The sequence below is a fragment of the Lederbergia sp. B243.17 genome (assembly GCF_057657925.1).
Genome location: NZ_JBWBKF010000034.1, coordinates 74,701 through 88,846, shown reverse-complemented (window position 1 = coordinate 88,846; position 14,146 = coordinate 74,701). Strand labels below are relative to the sequence as shown.

11 protein-coding genes are annotated in these 14,146 nt (G+C 48.9%); 4 read left to right on the top strand and 7 right to left on the bottom strand.

Annotated elements, in window-relative coordinates; translation table 11 throughout:
* Positions 1-7 precede the first annotated feature (7 nt).
* Genes AC0TWI_RS05460 through AC0TWI_RS05450 form a run of 3 tightly spaced genes read left to right on the top strand, consistent with a single transcriptional unit; the run spans position 8 to position 838 of the window.
* A complete protein-coding gene (locus AC0TWI_RS05460; protein WP_488125318.1) occupies positions 8-193 on the top strand; it encodes a spore gernimation protein GerPD in 186 nt (61 codons plus the stop codon).
* Positions 194-203: 10 nt separating this feature from the next.
* A complete protein-coding gene (locus AC0TWI_RS05455) occupies positions 204-599 on the top strand; it encodes a spore germination protein GerPE (RefSeq protein WP_488125317.1) in 396 nt (131 codons plus the stop codon).
* A gap of 20 nt (positions 600-619) precedes the next feature.
* Positions 620-838: a spore germination protein gene (locus tag AC0TWI_RS05450; protein WP_488125316.1), complete on the top strand. Its 219-nt coding sequence runs from the start codon at positions 620-622 to the stop codon at positions 836-838.
* 45 nt (positions 839-883) lie between these two features.
* On the opposite strand, the gene AC0TWI_RS05445 is transcribed toward AC0TWI_RS05450, so the two are convergent.
* From AC0TWI_RS05445 to AC0TWI_RS05415, 7 genes are all read right to left on the bottom strand, one after another.
* Complete coding sequence (locus AC0TWI_RS05445; protein WP_488125315.1) at positions 884-1,909, bottom strand: hypothetical protein; 1,026 nt, start codon at positions 1,907-1,909, stop codon at positions 884-886.
* Positions 1,910-1,925: 16 nt separating this feature from the next.
* Positions 1,926-2,798: a permease prefix domain 1-containing protein gene (locus AC0TWI_RS05440; RefSeq protein ID WP_488125314.1), complete on the bottom strand. Its 873-nt coding sequence runs from the start codon at positions 2,796-2,798 to the stop codon at positions 1,926-1,928.
* On the bottom strand, positions 2,795-3,118 hold the full coding sequence (locus AC0TWI_RS05435) for a PadR family transcriptional regulator (protein WP_488125313.1): 324 nt from the start codon (positions 3,116-3,118) through the stop codon (positions 2,795-2,797). The genes AC0TWI_RS05440 and AC0TWI_RS05435 overlap by 4 nt, the downstream gene beginning before the upstream one ends.
* A gap of 239 nt (positions 3,119-3,357) precedes the next feature.
* Positions 3,358-7,107 carry a helicase-exonuclease AddAB subunit AddA gene (gene addA, locus AC0TWI_RS05430; RefSeq protein WP_488125312.1) on the bottom strand — a complete coding sequence of 1,250 codons (3,750 nt, stop codon included), beginning with the start codon at positions 7,105-7,107 and terminating at the stop codon, positions 3,358-3,360.
* Positions 7,104-10,589 (bottom strand): helicase-exonuclease AddAB subunit AddB, encoded by a 3,486-nt coding sequence (gene addB / locus AC0TWI_RS05425; protein WP_488125311.1) that lies wholly within the window; start codon positions 10,587-10,589, stop codon positions 7,104-7,106. The genes addA and addB overlap by 4 nt, the downstream gene beginning before the upstream one ends.
* Positions 10,590-10,725: 136 nt before the next feature.
* Complete coding sequence (locus AC0TWI_RS05420; protein ID WP_488125310.1) at positions 10,726-11,337, bottom strand: TVP38/TMEM64 family protein; 612 nt, start codon at positions 11,335-11,337, stop codon at positions 10,726-10,728.
* Positions 11,338-11,492: 155 nt separating this feature from the next.
* A complete protein-coding gene (locus AC0TWI_RS05415) occupies positions 11,493-13,478 on the bottom strand; it encodes a S9 family peptidase (RefSeq protein ID WP_488125309.1) in 1,986 nt (661 codons plus the stop codon).
* Between the two features lie 190 nt (positions 13,479-13,668).
* Between AC0TWI_RS05415 and AC0TWI_RS05410 the strand changes: the two genes are divergently transcribed.
* On the top strand, positions 13,669-14,052 hold the full coding sequence (locus tag AC0TWI_RS05410; protein WP_488125308.1) for a YhjD family protein: 384 nt from the start codon (positions 13,669-13,671) through the stop codon (positions 14,050-14,052).
* The last annotated feature ends 94 nt before the right edge of the window (positions 14,053-14,146 follow it).

Genomic DNA, 14,146 nt, shown 5'->3' with positions numbered 1-14,146 from the left:
GTTTAATATGGAACTGAATGTAGTGAATTGCGGACTTCATGTCGGCTATATTGATGTAACCGGACTAACGACCTCCTCCCTGCTACTTGTCGGGGATGCCGATATTATTCAAATGTCTTCATTCTTTGATACGCCGCCAGAGTCTTTGATTATCGGGACTTTGGAGCAGCCGTCCCCAGTAGAGAACCGTTGAAGAGATAACCATGCGTAATTCTTTGGTTTCTGGCGTACATGTCAACGCTATGCTTTTTTCGGCAGTTCTTGAAGTAGGGGACAGTGCCCATCTGAACCCCTTCTCAGTTGCTTTGGCAGTACAACGGCCGCTGCCCACTTTTTCTGGACAGGAAGGAGATTGGAGACAATACAGGATTTTCCACTTTCCCAGTCCTGTTTTTCCTCCGGTATCCTCCGCGCCGGTAATCCGCAAGCGGGATGAATGCCCTGATATTCAAGTCGACTTCATCCATATTCATGGTATTTCCGTATCTGGCATACTGCATATCGGCAACACCGGATCTGCTCGGCTCGCCTCACGCGTCCTGCATATCCGCCAGTTGCCGAGAGAGAGACTCCACGCCGAAAGCAGCCGGAGTCAATAATGATGGAAAGGATGGATCGAATGCCTGCTTTTATTGGACCCTTACAAATATTCACGATTGATGGCGGGGTAGTCCAGTTCGGGGATACGGCTGTTATCTCGCCAAAGTCTTCTACGAAAACATCTGCGGGTGCCGGCTCTTTCAGTGTGGGTGCCTTCCTCTGCTCCTCCAGCGGGATCAGTGCGAACAATACGCTGAATACGAGCCTGATCGACCAGCCGCAAACTGGAAATGCGTAAGCTTCATATACATGAAAGGACTGCCTGGATCCAGGCAGTCCTTTCCTATTCGGCTGGAGATAATGTAATCTCTTCTGGATTCTGTCCTTTCCCATCCGCTCGATAAAGGCGGAAGTCCGGCTGCCGGCTTGGAAACGTGTGATTGACCATATAGTAAAGATGTTCACCGGACCGACTATATTTTGGTGAGGTTACAAGCTTCTTATAATTTGTAAGTTTCGTTGCATCCTTTTGCCCGTTCTCTTTTTCATACAGCTCATATTCATACGTCCCGCCTTCTTCCGGGTTTGCAATCATAATGAACGCCGCCCTATTTCCTGCCGGATCGATCGTTGCCTCATATACGTTATCCTCGGTCAGAAAGGAAGGTTTTGCCGTTCGGTCTCCGTCCAGTTCGACTGCATAAAGCTGATCCTTTTCCGCAAATATTTCTTCGGCTGTTTCTGCGTTGCCACTGCCGGGCATTGATATATATAGCACTTTTTCATCTGAGGACAGAGCTAGACTGCTCATCGAGTAGGCTTTCAAGTTCGTAATCCTGCTCGTTTCCTTCGTCTTTACGTCCAATTGGTAGATATCCATATCATGCGGCCGTTCCCCGGTAATCGGAGAATAATTGGTATACACACCCGCAAATAGATAATACAATTCATCACCATTTTTCGTAAAAGCAATCTCAGCAATAAGCCCCTCCGTCGATAACAGTTCCTGCTCAACGCCCTTCCGGTTCATGAGGAAAACTCTGCTTTCGGGATTCTCCTTATCCGCCCGGTTTGCTGCAATCGCGATATCCGCCCCTCCGGGCATGAATGCAACATCTGTCACACTCCATGGTGCTTCTAATGATGCGATTATTGTCCCTTTCTCTTCGCCCTCATTTTGCCAATACACCGTGGTCTTTCCATCCTTTTCGGTCGTATACACGACCTCTGTTTCATCCGGTGAGATGTCATACGTCCCGGTCAGCACTGGTTTTGCCATCTTCTCCGATCCCTGGCCAAAAACAAGCAGTACAACGGCAAGCAGAACGACAATTGCTGCAACAATAAGCACACGTGCCTTCTTTTTCATTTCATCACCTCTTTTGTTAAATGAAGAAAAGCTTGCTTAGAATCACGAGGACAAACAGCAGCAAAATCGCCTGCAAGCCGGCTGTCAGGTAAAGGCCGATCCTTGATTTCTTTTTAAAGCTTCTATACTGCAAAACATAAAACAAAATCCAGCCGCCTGTTAATAGGAATGGAATTAGGCCATAAGGTAAAACAAAGCCGAAAGCAAGCATGCCCATTAATAGAATAGCAGAATAACCGATCACGAAGATGCCGCAAAGTATATTCATCAAATGCAAAAGAATTCGCATCCGTTTTTCCTTTTTTGTTGCCAAAACCCAGTTTGGGTTGCGAAGAACAATCATCGTACAAATCATCAAACTTCCAATGAAAACAAGCAACCATACGAGCATGCCCGAATTCCTGATCATTGCAGGGCTTGTGTCAGTGACAAACACGCCCAATGAGGAAATGGGTATCGTCAATGCAATCAGGCTTCCCGCTAGCAGCTTGTGTTTTGCAATAATGGAAGGATAGTAGCCGGCAATGAGAATAAACAGTCCAAGCAGTACGCTGAGCAAAAGCCAGAGCCAATGCGTTTCTGCAAACCTCAGCCATCCGTACATATAGATGGCGAATGTATAAAGCAGCAGCAGCGTGCCTTGTACATAAAGAAGTGGTTTGGAAAAAGGAGCAATTGTTTTCTGCAATGCATCTCCTACTTCCTCCGCATCCCCGAAATCAGAGATTGCCGCCCTGATCGCTTCTTGCTCATTCCTCCCCTTGCGTTCATGCTCTCTTTTGGCATCTTCCAAATGGCCGACCAGCTCTTTGCGAAGCTCTTCTCTTTCCGGCCTCCCGCTCTCCACATGTGCCAGTATCGACTGGACATATTGATCGATAAGGTTCATTCTATTCCCTCCGCACAGGCCATGATCAAGAGGTGGATTTGTCCCCATTCCTGAAGCAGCCTAACAAGCTCTTCATGACCTGTTTCTGTAATTTTATAATATTTCCTCCGCCCGGTTTCTGTCTCTTGCCAGAACGACTCGGCCCATTTGTTCTTCTCCAGCCGTTTTAATGCTGGATAAAGCGTGCCTTCACTCATTTCATAAGTGCCGCCGCTTCTCTCCTTCAGCATCTTCACTAACTCGTAGCCGTATCGGGCTTCTTGGGCAATCAACGCCAACAACAAAATGTTTATGCTTCCTTTTAGCAGCTCCTTATTCAATTCCTCACCTCGGCCTTCAATAGCTACATCGTAACACGATGTACATCGTGTTACAATATTATTTTTACATTTTTTTCTTAGACCCGTACAAAAAAAGAGCTTGCCACAGATCATCAGTTTCACTGATTTTCTGGACAAACCCTTTCACATGCATATTTACGGCTGGTTAGTAAGATGACTGGCAAAAATTTTAATTGCCTGCCGCGGGCAACTCATTTTGCTTTTAGTGCTTGTTCGCCTTACTCGCCGGATTTGACCTCAAGCAGGCTCCCACCGTCGAAAAAGTAAAGGAATGATGCGATAACCGGCCGTTTCCAAATATTTTCAATTGCCCTTTCATAGAGCTGGACTTGTACTTTATAGCGTTTCAGCAATTGTTTCTCTGCCTGTTCGAAACCACCTGGGTATCGGCCCTCGATTGTGTCAGTCTTAAAATCAAGCAATACGTAGCCATCTTCTTCTTCAAACACACAGTCAATGATGCCCTGCACAAGGACTTTTTCCTCCTGGCCGTCCCAATCGGGATAAATCTCTTTGGCCGGAATGCCCATCGTAAACGGTACTTCTCGCCAGACATGCTTGGCTGCAAGCAATCGGCTGCCGAGCCCGCTCCGGAAAAACTCCGCTATTTGCTCACTGGAGACAGTATCCGCCTGCTCGGATGTGAGAATTTCCTTTTGTACGAGGTCATCAAGCAGCGCTTCGATCGAGATGACAGAGGGCGTGCGTTCAAGAGGTACATGCTGCATCACTGTATGCATCGCTGTCCCTCTTTCTGCCGGGGACAATGCTTTGCTTTGCATAAACTTCGGCCGGTCGAACACTTTTTTGCGAGTGATAAGTGTCCCGCTCGCTTCGTCATGCTCTTCTTGCATTCTTTTTAATTCTGAAACAGATTGCTTCGACATCTTATTCGTCGCCAGAAAATGAGGGTAGGACCAGGAGAGGCGGTTGTAAATCAGTTCCTTTGAATCCGATTCGGCCTCGTATATCCTTCCCTCCCTTATGGCAGTGAGCCAGCCATCCTCGCTGTCTGCAGCCGGTTCTGCCGGCCTTTCTTCAAAGGATGATTTCGGATAAATGCCGATCTTCCAGCTCGACCGGTCGCCGCGGAGGTACTCCGCTGTCCTGACAGGACCAAAGACTGCCTCTGCATCCCTGTGCCGGATTGCAGCCGGAACAAGCCAGTCCAAATAACTAGTTGCAGCAGCACGATCACTGTCCTTCAGCAGCCAGCCATCCTGTCCTCCTGCTGCAGAAAGCCATTTCTGCTTCTCTTTTTCGGCATCTTTGACAGTTCCGCATAAATACAGTTTCTCTTTTGCACGTGTCATCGCTACATAGAGGACACGCATCTCCTCCGCAAGCAATTCCAGCCTCTTTTTTCGGCGCATTGCCAGCTGGGGCAGAGAAGGATAAGAAATGCGTTTTTCAATATTAATGTATTTCGTCGCAAACCCCAGATCTTTGTCAAACAGGAAGCTGCTATTCAGGTCCATCATATTAAACTGCCGCCCAAGGCCTGCTGCAAAAACTACCGGGAATTCCAGCCCCTTGCTCGAGTGGATTGTCATCAGCCGGACCACGTCCTCCTGTTCGCCGAGCGCACGAGCCACCCCAAGGTCGTTTCCTCTCTCCCTCATTCTATCAATGAACCGGAGGAAGCGAAACAGTCCTCTGAAGGAGGTCTGTTCATATTGCCGGGCACGATCATACAATGCCCGCAGATTGGCCTGTCGTTGCTTTCCTCCCGGCAGCCCTCCCGCAAACTCGTAGAAACCTGTGTCGCGGTACAGCTGCCAGATCAACCCGGACAGTGCGCCTGAACGCGCCAACCCTCTCCATTCCTCAAGCAGGGAGAACAGCTCAGCCGTCTTCCGCTGGGCTTCCGCTTTTTCCGGCATAGCCGGAAGGCGGATGAACTGCTTAGCCGCCTCATAAAAACTTTCTTTTTTGGCCTCGATCCGGATGTAAGCGAGCTCTTCCTCGGTTAGCCCAACGATCGGAGACCGCAGTACGGCCGCCAGCGGAATATCCTGGTCCGGATTATCGATTACTTTCAACAGCGACAGCATAAGCGTCACTTCTGTCGCTTCAAAATAGCCTGTCGACAAATTGGCATAAACCGGGATGCCGGCATGCTTGAACTCTTCGATAATATCCTCTGCCCATGGCATTGAACGAAGCAGGACGACAATGTCCCGATACTGAATCGGCCGCTCCTGCTTGGATTTCAAATCTAAGACCGGATGTCTGGAGTCGACAAGGCCGCGGATCTTTTCAGCCATATACCGCGCCTCGAGCCTGGACTGCTCCAGTGAAGCTCTGTCAAACCCATCCCCGGCGCCATCCGTCTCCCCAGATTCCTCGTCGGCCTGGTCAATCACGGCGAGCTCAACGGCAAACTGCTCATCTTCAGGGTAAGCAGAACCTTTTACTAATTCGGCATCGTCATTGTACTCGATTTCGCCGACATTCATGCCCATAATCTGCCTGAAGACAAAGTTCGTCCCATCAAGAATCTGGCTGCGGCTCCGGAAATTCCTTGATAAATCGATTCTCAGGCCGGTGCCTTCCCCTTCCGATGTAAATCGGCGGTATTTCCCGAGGAAAAGATTTGGCTCAGCCAGCCTGAACCGATAGATCGATTGTTTCACATCTCCGACCATGAAGAGGTTGCCGTCATATTCCCCATCCTGTGCAACTAAACGCAAAATGCTCTCCTGCACCATATTCACGTCCTGGTATTCATCGACGAGTATCTCCTTGAATTTCGATTTGTAGCTCAACGCCACCTCAGATGGTCGATAATCAGACCCTTCTTCTTCTCCATCCTCCAATATCCGGAGGCATAAATGCTCGAGATCAGAGAAATCGACAAGTGCCCTTTCTCTCTTCACATCATCAAATTTATCCGAAAAGCGAAGAACGACTCGCACGAGCTCCTTTAATACCGGCACCATTTCCTGCATATCCTGCAAAAAGCTTGCAGGCCCTCGGGAAAAAAGCTCTCCAGCCAATTTCTCGATGGCTCCTTTTGCTTTTTTCCGCAAACTATCTGCCGCATCCTTCAGTTCAGGCAAGTATTCGTCACCTTTTACCGTCTTGGCCCGACCGAATTTCCAGCCCTTCATTTCATCATGAAGCGTCTGCCAGTCCGCAGCGGCTGCCTCGAGCAAACGGCTGACAACCGCTAGATCCTCTTCATAATCAGCAGCTCTTGGCGCCGGGCCTCCCGGCATTTTAGCGATGTTCAATGCTTCTTCCAACGCATCCTTCGCCCCTGAAAGCTTCAAGAGGACATCTTGCTTGAGAGGAGCGATAATCGGCAGGTCATCAATCTTTCCTATATTTCTTGCATCATAAAGGAGCGGCAGCTCATAGAGCCATGCTGCCGGCTTTGGATGCGAGCGGGAGAAATCATAAAGCTTGAGGACAAGCTCCTGCAGACCATGATCGCTCCGGTCATTCGTAAACGTATCGACAAGCCGATAAAATTTATCGTTTTCCTCTTTGCCATACTCTTCTTCAAACAGATCTTCCAGCACCTCATCACGGAGCAAGTCAATCTCCGTCTCATCCCCGATTCTGAAACCCGGATCGACATCGATCATATAGTAAAATTTCCGGATCACCTCAAGACAAAACGAATGCAAGGTAGAGATCGAAGCGCTGTTTAGCAAAACAAGCTGTCTCCGCAGGTGATCAGAATCCGGACGCTCGTCAATTGCCTTTTGCAGCGCCTCTCCGATCCGCTGCCTCATCTCCTGCGCGGATGCATTTGTAAAGGTGACGACGAGGAGTTCATCAATGTTCAATGGATCCTCATTGGACAGAATACGCTGGATGATCCTTTCAACAAGTACGGCCGTCTTCCCTGATCCCGCAGCTGCCGCCACAAGGATATCCTGGTCTTTGGCAACAATTGCTTTCCATTGGTCATCGGTCCAAAGAGATTGCTCCGGCTTTGCCGGCATCAGCGTCTTCATTCTGCCATCCCCTCCTTCATCTTCCTGAGTACTTCATCGGGTTTCTCGGGCAGCAGGATCCGGTACCAGTTATGTTCAAGCGATTGATCGAACTGACAGACCGGTTTGTAGGAACAGAACTGGCAAGGAGTCCGTTCCTTCAGCCGGTACGGTTCGACCCCGACTTCCCCGTCCAGAATCCGGTTTCCGGCCTCCTCATAAATCTTTCTCACATGTTTCTGCATCACTTTAAAGTCTTCCATGCTTGCCGCTTGTGAACTTTTTGAGAGGGAACGATCTTTATTCAGCCGGACAGGAACCATGTCGGAATGTCCTTGCTCAAGACCGCTGTCCATCAGTCTGATCACACTGTCCTCGCCAACAAGCATTCCCTTCATTTTGAAGCTTTTGAGAAGTTCCTTTTCTATATCTTCGAGCGTCAAAATCTTTTTGCTGTCGATAAGCGGGTTGTGTACATGGAAATAAAGAACACCTGCTGGCGAGGCGTCAACCCCTACAAGCCTCTTGGAATGAGTGATGATGATGTCTAGATACGTCAGCATCTGCAAAGCGAGTCCATAGTAAACCTCCGTCATATCGAGGTTCCGTTCACTCGACTTGTAATCCAGCACCCGCAGGTAAACACCGCTCTCATCTTTCGCCATATCGACTCTGTCAATTCTGCCCTGCAGCTGCATGCGAGTCCCGTTCCGCAAAGAAAAAGAGAACGGAGGGAGCGGCTTCTGCGGCCCGAATTCAATTTCCAGGCCGACAGGGGCAAAGCCGCTTGCGCCAGCATGGCTGTTCAACGCATATGAAGCCTTGCTGATAATCTGTTCCAGCTTTCTTTTTATATAAAAATAACGATTTGAGCTCAAAAGAATGTTATTTTGCAGTTTCGGCGCCAGCTCCTCAACAGCCGCTTGCGCCAGTTGGGCACATTGTTTCTTAGTCAGGCTGCCCCATGATAGGCCGCTTCTCGTAATTTCATCCGCAATCCACTTCAGTGCTCCATGGAACAGGTCGCCGATATGTGGAGCTTCCAGCTTAAAGATATCCCTTTCCTTTAATTTAAGGCCATGGGTTGCAAAATGGGAAAACGGACAGCTTTGGAACAATTCCATCCTGGACACACTCGCAAGAATGTCATCGCCGTACAGCTCCAGACTTGTTGATTCCGACAGCTTTTTCGGCTCGTTCTGATAAAAAAGGCTCGATAGAATTTTAACCGCCTTGTTTTTCCACTCGGGTGTCTCCATGTAGAAATTGTAGACATCCTCCCAAAAAGCCGCGACCGGGTATTGACGTTTCTTTAAATTGAGCTGCGAAGTCAAATAAGAGATGGCCGTATCCGGGTGGGAGATGTAGCCGATCTGTTCCTTCTCCGCCAGTTCTGACGGGTCGTTGACATACCTTTTGTCAGCTGCCTTCGGAAACATTTCTCTTACCCCTTTTAAATACGGGGAAGGCTGCAGCCCCTTTCCTTCATCGCTTGCCAGCGGATAAGAAAGATATAAGCGCTCGCTCGCAATCGTCATCGCCCGGTACGCCACAAAATCTTCATCAAGAAGACGCTCCTTGCTGCTTGGAGCGATTTCGAGTCCTGTGCTTGTAAGCCGCTTCCGGTCCTCATCCGTTAAAATACCGTCATCCCCGGCCTTTGCCGGCATAACGCCGTCGTTCATGCCAAGAATGAACGCTGCTTTAATATGGGACAGGCGGGATTTCTCTAAGTCCGCCGCAAAAACTTGGTCGATCGCGGGCGGAATGAGAGAAAACTTCATCGCTTCAATGCCGGAATCAATGACGAGCATGAATTTTTTTAACGTCATCTCTTCTTCTCCAAGAATTTCGACAAACTGGTCGAGCAATTCGATGACAGCTCTCCACGCCTGGTCATGCTGCCGCGACTCAACGAGCCGTCCTGCTGCTTCCGTTTCATCGCTGAGCCGTTCAAGCTTCTCAGGAACATCCAATTCTTCTAGAAATAAATAGACCGCCTCACAAAAATCCCGGCCCTTCTTCGCTTTTCTCAGTCTTTTTCCAAGCTTGATCAGAGGCAGTGCCACCATATCCCTCGCCTCATTGATTTCCGCCTCCATCACTTTTTCCGCATCGGTCTGCACGGTCTTTGTCAGCTCCAGGCCTTGGAACCTTTTATATGGCCATGGGTCCGGCTCCGTCCACCTGTTCCCTTTGATTCCATTGGCCAAGCAGTAATTCTCGAGCCTGTCCATCCGCTCCCGCATCGTTTCGGGCTTGCTGCCGGACGGATAGAGCAAGTCCGTTTTAACGGCTCTAAATACCGCTTCATACTTCCAGTTCCCACTGATGACTTCAAGAGCAGACCGAATCAGCTCCACAAGCGGGTGGTTGAGCATCGGCTCCTTGCGGTCAATAAAGTAAGGGATGCTGTAATCTCGGAATACCGACTGCATCGTCTCATCATACTCCTGGCCATTCCTCATCAGCACAGCAATCTCCTGATAACGGTACCCTTCCTCCATGACAAGCCGCCGGATTTCCCTGGCCGTCCCTTCGAGCTCTGCACGGCGGTTGGCGGCAGTCTGAAAGACAAGGGCAGGGTCACCGGCATAGGGAGCAATCGGCCTGCTGTGAAACTCTTCCTCCAGATGAGCAAGGCTGGGATCACTGAATCTGTACCCTCCTGAGAGCAGAACATCGCCCTCTACCGCAATGCCCGCTTCTTCTGCCAACGAGTAGATAGATGAATAGGTCTCCCCTGTCAGACGAAACAAATGAAGATCCCCCGGCAACTCTCCGCGGAATGGACGATCAAGCACGAGGGCGATCGATACGCGCCGGCAATTTTTCATCAGCTGGGCAATGACCCCCAGCTCCTGAGGCGTAAAACTGTGGAAGCCATCGATATAGATTTCCGCCGCTTTCAGTTCAGGAGAATTTGCGATTGAACCGGCAAGCAGCGTCAGGTAGTCGTTGGAATCAATATATTTTCCTGCCAACGCCTCCTCGAACTTTGTGTAAATGAGTTCCATGTCATGAAGCTTGTCCCCCAACGTCCGGGTGGCAGCCCCGAAGGCATACTCCTCCTTTTTGGATGCGAGGTTTTCCGGCGTGACGCAATAATGCTTGAATTCCGTCAGCATCGTTTCCATATGCTGCACGAATCCAGCTTTGTCAGAAGCTTTCTTGAACAGCTTCAGCTTGTCCTTATTGTCCTCGATAATTTTTCGAATGAGCATGTTCAGGCCTGAGCTTGTCACATGTTCTCTTGCAGAGCCCCCGGTTTCTTGCAAAATCCGCCAGGCAAGCCTCGTAAAGCTGTACACCTGGGTACGGATTGAGCCTGCGATGCCCGGTGTTCCGATTAATTCATATTCAGACAGGAATGACATTTGTTCAGGTACTATATAGATAATCGGCGGTCCATCGGGCTGCTCTGCCAGCCGCTCCTTGATCTCGTTCAGGAACAGCGTCGTTTTCCCGCTCCCCGTCCGGCCGATGACAAAACGTAGCGACACACGTCCATCTCCCTTGTTTATAATACTACTATTATACCATATTTCAGCTGCCCTTACAGAACATACATTCCGCTTTGCTGCAAAAGAAAAAACTGCCAATTCAGCAGTTTTCTTTGTGAAACACGTTTGTTTGAGTTCAGCCTTTTTCCTTCATTTTCACTTTCATCCGATCCTCGATGATTTTCCCAACATACCAAAGAATGAAGATGACCAATAAGACAATGGCCGTCCGTATCGGCTGCCTGACAAGGGCGACAATATCATAGCCGATAAAGCTCAGAATGAAAATCATCACCGCTTTTCCGGCAATTACGGCAAGCATATATTGATTCATGCTGATCCTAGATAGACCGGCAACAATATTGACAATGGCCGACGGGGTGAACGGGAAGCAAAGGAGAAGGAAAAGAGGGCCGAAGCCATGTTTTTCCACCCAGTCCATCAAGCTTTGCACCTTTTTATGCCGGTGGAGAAAACGGAAAAACCTCGCTTCCCCATATCTACGGACGAGCAAGAACACAAGAAGGGCCCCTGCGGAAGATCCGATCCATGAATAAAGGAATCCGAATCCCAGTCCGAAAGCATTCGCGTTCGCCATGACAAAAAGGAACAGCGGCAAAAATGGCAGGAATGCTTCCGAGAGCGGGAGCAGCACACCTGGCAGCGGCCCGAAGGAACGGTATTTTTCAATCCAGGCCATCACATTTTCGATTGTGAACCATTCTTTGAATAAAAGCAGAAAATCCATATACATACCTCAATTCAAGCGGGAAACGGCACTTTTTTAAAATTATAGCATATTGGTACAAACTTCACTCTTTATCTCTTCCCGGCTGGATGAGGATTCAACCCCGTGCCGACAAAAAAACCGGGGGACAGATGCTCCCCCCGGTTTCCCTATCATCATACGTATTGCAAGAACCAGTCGCGGATGTATTCCAGGCGATTGATACGAAGTGCTGGATTCCCGCTCCGGGACAATTCATGGTTTGAATCAGGGAAGCGGACGAACTTAGCCTCTTTCCCGCGGTGTTTCAAGGCGATGAACAATTGTTCAGCCTGCTCAATCGGACAGCGATAATCTTTTTCACCATGGAGAATCAACAGCGGAGTCTCGACCTGATCCACGTATTTCAGCGGTGAATGATCCCAAAGCTTATCCAGCTCGCTGAAGTCTGCCTGGATCTGCCAGTCGGTGAAATAATAACCGATATCGCTGACCCCATAGAAGCTGATCCAATTCGAAATCGAGCGTTGTGTGACAGCGGCCTTGAAACGGTTCGTATGACCGACGATCCAGTTTGTCATGAACCCGCCGTAGCTTCCTCCCGTGACCCCCAGACGGTCTTGGTCAATGAAATCATACGTATCAAGGGCATAATCAACCGCAGCCATCAGATCTCGGTAATCATTTCCGCCGTAGTCTCCGCGGACAGCATCGACGAATTTCTGTCCGTAGCCATGGCTGCCGCGCGGATTGGCGTAAAGCACGGCAAATCCGGCGTTTGCCAGAATCTGAAACTCATTGAAATAGGCATTGCCGTACATCGCATGTGGGCCGCCATGTATTTCAAGCACAAGCGGATATTTTTTTCCTTCTTCATAGCCGACAGGCTTCATGATCCAGCCTTTTACCGTCCAGCCTTCGGCCCCCTCAAATTCAATTGCTTCCGGTTTCGATAGTGTCTTTCCTTCCAAAACAGCTGCATTTACGTTCGTCAGTCTTTCTCGGCTGCCGTCCTTTAAATTGACGAGGTATAGATCGCCGGGTTCTGTAGGACTGCTGATCGCCGCGACAGCACGGTCCCTTTTCGAATCGAGCGAGAACCCGTAAACATACTCATCCTGATTCATCGCAGGATATAGTTCTCCCGACAGATTGCCGAAGTAAATTCCTGTATTTCCCTGGTCAGTGACCTGGAAATAAAAACTCTTGCTGTCATCGAGCCACTGAACTGCAGGCATAGTTACCCCCTGCAGAAAATCCGCTACCATGAAATCGCCGGCAGGGGCATCCAGCCCGTCCGTCATCGACTGGAGCGACTTTTCAGCCGAATCGTAAACCCACACCTTCGCATGAGTCGCATTTTCAAACTCCCGCTCGCTGCCGAAGAAAGAGAGATAGCGGCTGTCAGGAGACCAGGACGAATGGTAGAACATACCCGTTCCGCCCGTTACCTTCTCCGTTGTGCGGTCCTCGGTATGAAGCAGGAACAGGTCGTTCGAGAAGGAAAAATCAGTATCCTCCGACAAATCAGCAGTGTAGGCAATGTATTTGCCGTCCGGAGACCAGGAACTGAGCTGATGATGTTGTTCCCCTTCTGTTACTAGCGAAACTTCTCCAGTTTCCAGTTCAGCAATCGCAATTTGCGTATATTGGCCGAGATCCAAAAATCCTCCGGCATCAGATTTATGCTTCATTTTCTCTATTTCAAGCGGTTTCGGCTTTTTCTCTTCCTTCTTCTTCTCCTCAGTATCATGGATTGAATCGTCTTTCCCCAGCTTCACATTGAAAGCGATCTTTCCGCTGCACTGCGACCAGACAGGATTGGACGCTCCGTTTTTGACATTTGTCAGCTTTCTCGCTTCTCCGCCTGCTTTCTCAAGTACATAAATCTGCGGCTTTCCGCTCCTTGTCGAGACAAAGGCTACTTTGCTGCCATCCGGAGACCAGGAAGGTGCGCTCGTCTTGTCTTCACCAAAAGTCCATTGGGCGGTTTCCTTACGGCCGAGGTGGATATGATATAAGTTGGAAACATAATCATTTTTCTCTTCGTCGATATGTGTCCCGATATAGACTACCTCTTCTCCATCTGGTGACAATTGCGGAGAGGCGACTGATTCCAACTTGTACAGATCTTCTGGCTGAATCCCTTTGCTGTTGTTCATCTACTTTCACCCTTCGTTTATGTAAATTTGCTTCCGTCATTAATATTTCGCCACCCAAAGTAATTTTCCTGCTTGTTCTTTTGAATTTTTTAGAAAAATTGAATCATCCTATGAATACAGCTTGCTATTTGGCCGGTAACTCAGTAAAATAAAGATTCGAACATACGTTCTATAAGAGAGGAGGCTGTTTATGACACGAATACCGAAGCATGAGCGCGATATGATTGAACAGGCCATTTACTTGCCGATGCTCCTGACCGTGCTCAACCGCGATTTGCTCGTCGTGCAAAAGAGCCCTTTCAAATTCAAGCAACCGTATTTGGATCTGATTGAGGAAACGATGCGGGCTGTACAGGCGGACTTAGCGGAAACACGGAAATTCCTGTTCAGAAACGGCATTAAAGTGGAGCGGCTAAAATCGGATGAGGCCTTTACGATGTACATATTCTTATACAAAGGGTACGAGGAACAGCATAATTATTTTAACCCGCGTCTGCGCAACCGCACCGAAGAGTTGATGCACTACTACCTGATCGAAAAGCCCTCCCGTAAAAACAAAGAAAAGAAAGCGTAAAATCGCTTTCTTCTCTCTTATGAATAGTTGTCCTTTAATCCTTTTCTTCCGGATTGGCGGATTCTGATGTTCATATCTTTTTGTTTCAGGTGTC